Source organism: Streptomyces viridosporus, assembly GCF_002078235.1.
In the GTDB taxonomy this organism is placed as follows: Bacteria; Actinomycetota; Actinomycetes; order Streptomycetales; family Streptomycetaceae; genus Streptomyces; species Streptomyces viridosporus.
On record NZ_MSGP01000667.1, the window covers coordinates 1 to 5,553 of the forward strand.

At 73.6% G+C, this 5,553-nt stretch carries 3 protein-coding genes; all 3 read left to right on the forward strand.

The window, feature by feature from the left end:
• Positions 1-38 precede the first annotated feature (38 nt).
• The 3 genes from B7L92_RS35375 to afsR all read left to right on the forward strand — a co-directional run bounded on the left by B7L92_RS35375 (position 39) and on the right by afsR (position 5,183).
• Positions 39-1,586: a CehA/McbA family metallohydrolase gene (locus tag B7L92_RS35375; RefSeq protein ID WP_081241302.1), complete on the forward strand. Its 1,548-nt coding sequence runs from the start codon at positions 39-41 to the stop codon at positions 1,584-1,586.
• Between the two features lie 11 nt (positions 1,587-1,597).
• Positions 1,598-2,008, forward strand: a complete 411-nt coding sequence (locus B7L92_RS35380; protein WP_081241303.1) for a nitroreductase/quinone reductase family protein — start codon at positions 1,598-1,600, stop codon at positions 2,006-2,008.
• 217 nt (positions 2,009-2,225) lie between these two features.
• On the forward strand, positions 2,226-5,183 hold the full coding sequence (gene afsR / locus B7L92_RS35390) for an SARP-family global regulator AfsR (RefSeq protein WP_081241304.1): 2,958 nt from the start codon (positions 2,226-2,228) through the stop codon (positions 5,181-5,183).
• The last annotated feature ends 370 nt before the right edge of the window (positions 5,184-5,553 follow it).

Here is a 5,553-nt window from a genome sequence, read left to right on the forward strand (position 1 = left end):
TGACCCCTGTCACCACCCGACCCCCTGGGAGCAGCAGCATGTGCGAGGAGCACCGCACCGCGCAGGAGCACCGCACCGCGATCGGGCGGCGCGCCGTCTTCGCGACGGGTACGGCCGCCGCGATTACGTTGGGAGGCGTGAGCTTCGCTTCCGCGGCGGACCGCGACGGCCGGGGGTCCCCGGGGCCCCGGGAGACGAGGACGGTGCGCGGCACCCTCCCGCCGGGCGCCCCCGACTTCGTGTACGTCCCCGTCGAGGTGCCGGACGGCGTGCGCGAGATCGCCGTCGCCTACACCTACGACCGGCCCGCCGTACCGGCCGGCACCCCCGGCAACGCCCTCGACATCGGTCTCTTCGACGAGCGCGGCACCGAGCCGGGCGGCCGGGGCTTCCGCGGCTGGTCGGGCGGGGCGCGCACCGCGTTCTTCCTCCGCGCCGACGACGCCACCCCGGGCTACCTCCCCGGCCCGGTGCGCGCGGGCACCTGGCACATCGCGCTGGGCCCGTACACCGTGGCCCCGCAGGGCCTGTCGTACGAGATCACCGTCACGCTGACGTACGGCGAGCCCGGGGAGACGGCGCGGCCCGTGTATCCGCCCGAGCGGGCCGGGGGGCGGGGGCGGGCCTGGTACCGGGGCGACTGCCATCTGCACTCCTGGCACTCCGACGGCCGCCGCACCCCCGCCGAGATCGCCGCGCTCGCCCGCGCGGCCGGGCTGGACTTCATCAACAGCTCCGAGCACAACACCCACTCCGCGCACGCCCATTGGGCCGAGGCGGCGGGCGACGACCTGCTCGTCCTGCTGGGCGAGGAGGTCACCACGCGCAACGGGCACGTCGTGGCGCTCGGCACCGACCCCGGCACCTTCGTCGACTGGCGCTACCGCGCCCGCGACGACCGCTTCGGCCGGTTCGCCCGGCAGATCCGCCGCGCCGGCGGCCTGGTCGTCCCCGCCCACCCGCACGCCACCTGCATCGGCTGCGCCTGGAAGTTCGGCTTCGGCGAGGCGGACGCCGTGGAGGTGTGGAACGGCCCCTGGACGCCCGACGACGAGGTGGCGCTCGCCGACTGGGACGGCATGCTGGTCGCCTCGGTGCGGGACGGGCGCGGCTGGATCCCGGCGATGGGCGGCAGCGACGCCCATCGCGACCCGGACGTCGTCGGCCACCCGCAGACCGTCGTCCTCGCCGACGACCTGTCCCGGGCGGCCGTCCAGGAGGGCATCCGCGCGGGGCGCTCGTACGTGGCCGAGTCCCGGCACGTCTCCCTCGCCCTCACCGCCTCCGGCGGGCGCGGTGAACACGCCGGGATCGGCGAGCGGCTGAGGGTGGACGGGGACACCCCGGTCACCGTCCGCCTGGAGGTGGCCGGCGCCCCGCGCTGCACGGTCCGCCTCGTCACCGACCAGGGCGTCCTGCACACGGGCGCCCCGCTGCCGGTGTCCGGCTCGGGGGTGGTGGAGTGGCGGACCACCCCGTCGTACGCCGCCTACGTGCGGGCCGAGTTGCGGCACGAGACGGCGGCGGGCCCGCTGCCGGGGGCGCTCGCCGCCTTCACCAACCCGATCTTCCTGGGCCGGCGGTAGGCTCGCCCGCGATGACCTCTCGGACTCCTCGGCCCTCCCGCGCCGAACGCAAGTACCGGACCGCCACCGCCTTCCAGCGCCGGATCAACCCCGTCCTGCGCCGGCTGCCGTTGCAGACCGTGCTGGAGACCACGGGCCGGGTCTCCGGCCTGCCCCGCCGGACCCCGGTGGGCGGGCGGCGGATCGGGGGCTCCTTCTGGCTGGTGTCGGAGTTCGGCGAGCGGTCCCAGTACGTCCGCAACATCCAGGCGGACCCCCGGGTGCGGGTGCGCCTCCGGGGCCGCTGGCACACCGGCACCGCCCACCTGCTGCCCGACGACGACCCCGTCGCCCGGCTGCGCGCCCTGCCCCGCTTCAACAGCGCGGCCGTACGGGCCTTCGGGGCGGGGCTGCTGACGGTGCGGGTGGACCTGGACGACTGAGCGGGGCGGAATACGCCGCCGTCGCCGCCCGGTTCCCCTGGCGGTGCGTCGGTTCGACGACGACGGTGACACCCGCGTGCACGTGTACGCAGAACGTGTGGGGACCCTGTGACGGACCGCCCCGCACCCATGTGATCGCCGTCTCGCACGGCTGACGCATCTGCCGTGAACAAGGCAAACTGGCGTAGTTGCTCAGGACACATAGGGGGACGACTGCATGGACGGTGTACCGCGGGTGCCGGAGCAGCGACGCCCCGGCTCCCCGGCGGAGCCCGCGGCGTTGCGCTTCAGTGTGCTCGGGCCGGTGCGCGCCTGGCGCGACGACGAGCCGGTCAACACCGGAAGCCCTCAGCAACGCGCCCTGCTCACCGCCCTGTTGCTGCGTGAGGGCCGTACGGCCACGGCGGCCGAGCTGATCGACGCCCTGTGGGGCGAGGAGCCGCCGCAGCAGGCGCTGGCGGCGGTCCGCACCTACGCCTCCCGGCTGCGGAAGGTGCTGGACCCCGGGGTCCTGGTCAGCGAGTCCGGCGGGTACGCGGTGCGCGGGCTCGGCGAGGGCGCGCTGGACCTGGCGGTCGCCCAGGAACGGGCGGCGGAGGCGGAGAAGGCGAGGCACACCGGGGACCTGTGCCACGCCCGCGAGGTGCTGGACCGGGCCCTGTCCCTGTGGGACGGCGAGACGCTGGCGGGCGTGCCCGGCCCGTACGCGGAGGCCCAGCGCGTCCGCCTCGAGGAGTGGCGGCTCCAACTGCTGGAGTCCCGGCTGGACATGGACCTGGAGCAGGGCTGCCACGCGGAGGCGGTCTCGGAGCTGACGGCCCTGACGGCCGCGCACCCGCTGCGCGAGCGGCTGCGGGAACTCCTCATGCTCGCCCTGTACCGCAGCGGCCGCCAGGCGGAGGCGCTGGCGGTGTACGCGGACACGCGCCGTCTGCTCGCCGACGAACTCGGCGTCGACCCGCGCCCGGACCTGCAGGAACTCCAGCAGCGCATCCTCCGGGCCGACCCGGGGCTGGCGGAGCCGTCGGCCCCGATGGCGGAACCGGCGGCGGCACCGGTGCGCCCGGCCCAGCTCCCGGCGACCGTACCGGACTTCACGGGCCGCGCGTCCTTCGTGCGGGAGCTGGGCGAGGTACTGGCGTCGGCGTCCGGTTCCGAGGGCCGGGTGATGGCGGTGTCGGCGCTGGCGGGCATAGGTGGCGTCGGCAAGACCACGCTGGCGGTGCACATGGCCCACGAGGCGCGGTCCGCGTTCCCGGACGGGCAGCTGTACGTCGACCTCCAGGGCACCGGCCCGAGGGCGGCGGAGCCGGAGACGGTCCTCGGCTCCTTCCTGCGCGCCCTCGGCACGGCCGACTCGGCGATCCCGGACTCCCTGGAGGAGCGGGCGGCCCTGTACCGCTCCGTCCTGGACGGCCGACGGGTCCTGGTCCTGCTGGACAACGCCCGCGACGCGGCGCAGGTGAGACCTCTGCTGCCGGGGACGGCGGGCTGCGCGGCGCTGGTGACCTCGCGGACGCGGATGGTGGACCTGGCCGGGGCGCACCTGGTCGACCTGGACGTGATGGCGCCGGACGAGGCGCTGACCCTGTTCACGAAGATCGTGGGCGAGGAGCGGGTGGCGTCGGAGCGCAAGGCCGCCCTGGACGTGGTGGCGGCGTGCGGTTTCCTCCCCCTGGCGATCCGCATCGCGGCCTCCCGCCTGGCGGCACGCCGCACCTGGACCGTCTCGGTCCTCGCGGCCAAGCTGGCGGACGAGCGCCGCCGCCTGGACGAGCTCCAGGCCGGCGACCTGGCGGTGAAGGCCACCTTCGAGCTGGGCTACGGCCAGCTCGAACCGGCCCAGGCCCGCGCGTTCCGGCTCCTGGGCCTGGCGGACGGACCGGACATCTCGCTGGCGGCCGCGGCCGCGGTGCTGGACCTCCCCCCGGAGGACACCGAGGACCTGCTGGAGTCCCTGGTGGACACGTCGCTGCTGGAATCGGCGGCACCGGGCCGCTACCGCTTCCACGACCTGGTACGGCTCTACGCGCGTGCGTGCGCGGAACGCGACGAACACCCCCCGAGCGAACGGGAGGCCGCGCTGTCGCGGCTGCTGGACTTCTACCTGGCCACGGCGGCGGGGGTGTACGCGATCGAGCGGCCGGGGGACCGGACCGTGGACCACCTCGAGCCCACCGAGTTCCCAGGGATGGAGTTCAGCGACGACGTCAACGCGCTGGACTGGCTCCACTCCGAGTCCGCCTGCATCCTGGCGTGCGCCCGGCAGTCCCTGAGGCCGGGCACGTTGCGACGTGGCGTCGACCTCTTGCTCGCTTCGAAGGACCTGGCGGAGTCAGGGGCCAGTTCACTCAGCTACGAGGCGGCCGCGTTCGCCGCAAGGGACGCCACGGCAGCGGCGGGAGACGCTCACGCGGAGGCCCGCGCGCGCACGACACTGGCCCAAGTCCTCAGCAGGGCCGGGCGCTTCGACGAAGCAGGCGCAGAAGCCGAAATCGCCATTGAACTCGGGAACCGGACCGGAGATCCCTGGACGCGGGGCAACGCCCACAACGAACAGGGAATCATCGCCAACTGCAAGAACCAGCGCGCCGTCAGCGAGGCCCACCTCCTCGAAGCCATCAGGGCGTTTCGGTCCGACGGCAACCGGCCCGGCGAGGCGAGCGCACTCTGCAACCTCTCCCGTGTCCTCGTGTCGGTGGGACGCACCACCTCGGGAATCGATCTGGTTCGCCAGGGAATCACCATCTACGACGAGCTCGGGTTGACCTTCCGCCTGGCCAATGCCAGGTACGCCCTGGGCATCGCGCTCAGCCACGCGGCACGCCCGGTCGAGGCATTGAACGAGCTGTCCACCGCACTCCAGACCTTCGTGGAAAACCGGCAGCGTCTGTGGGAAGGGGCTACTCACTTCCGCATTGCCCAGGTTCACCTCTCGGCTCGTCGGCCGGCTCAGGCGGCGCAGCACGCCGAACAGGCGCTGACGACAGGGAGCATCGGCGGGGATTGGATGCGGGCCAACATCCTTACGATCCTGGGGCGTTCCCTCAGCGCTCTCGGCCAGACCGATCGTGCGCGCGCGTGCTGGCGCGACGCTCTGACCATCTACGAGCAGTCCAAGGCACCCGAAGCCGCTGAACTGCGGACACTGCTCCGGCCAGTTGGCGCCGCCTGAGTCGGCCGGGCGTTCATCGAACGTTTATGGGCGACTGCCACTCTCAATGCATCGATCCATCGCGTCGGGGGGCAGAGGGGTCGTCGGGGGTTCGCCTGTAGGGTGAGCGACCCCACAACGCCTGTTCGGCGACCTGCGGGGGGGGGTCGCCGAACAGGCCTCACCCGCCCGTCGCTCCGTCACTTCCATGGGGGCTTGCAGTCATGAGCAACACCGCGAACAGCAGCGAAGAAGCCGAGCACGACGCCATCACGACGCTCGACAGCCACATGCCGGCCCCCCCGAAGGACGGCCCGGCCACCACTCAGGACAGCCACATGCCGACTCCGCCGAAGGACGGCGCGATCACCACCCTCGACAGCCACATGCC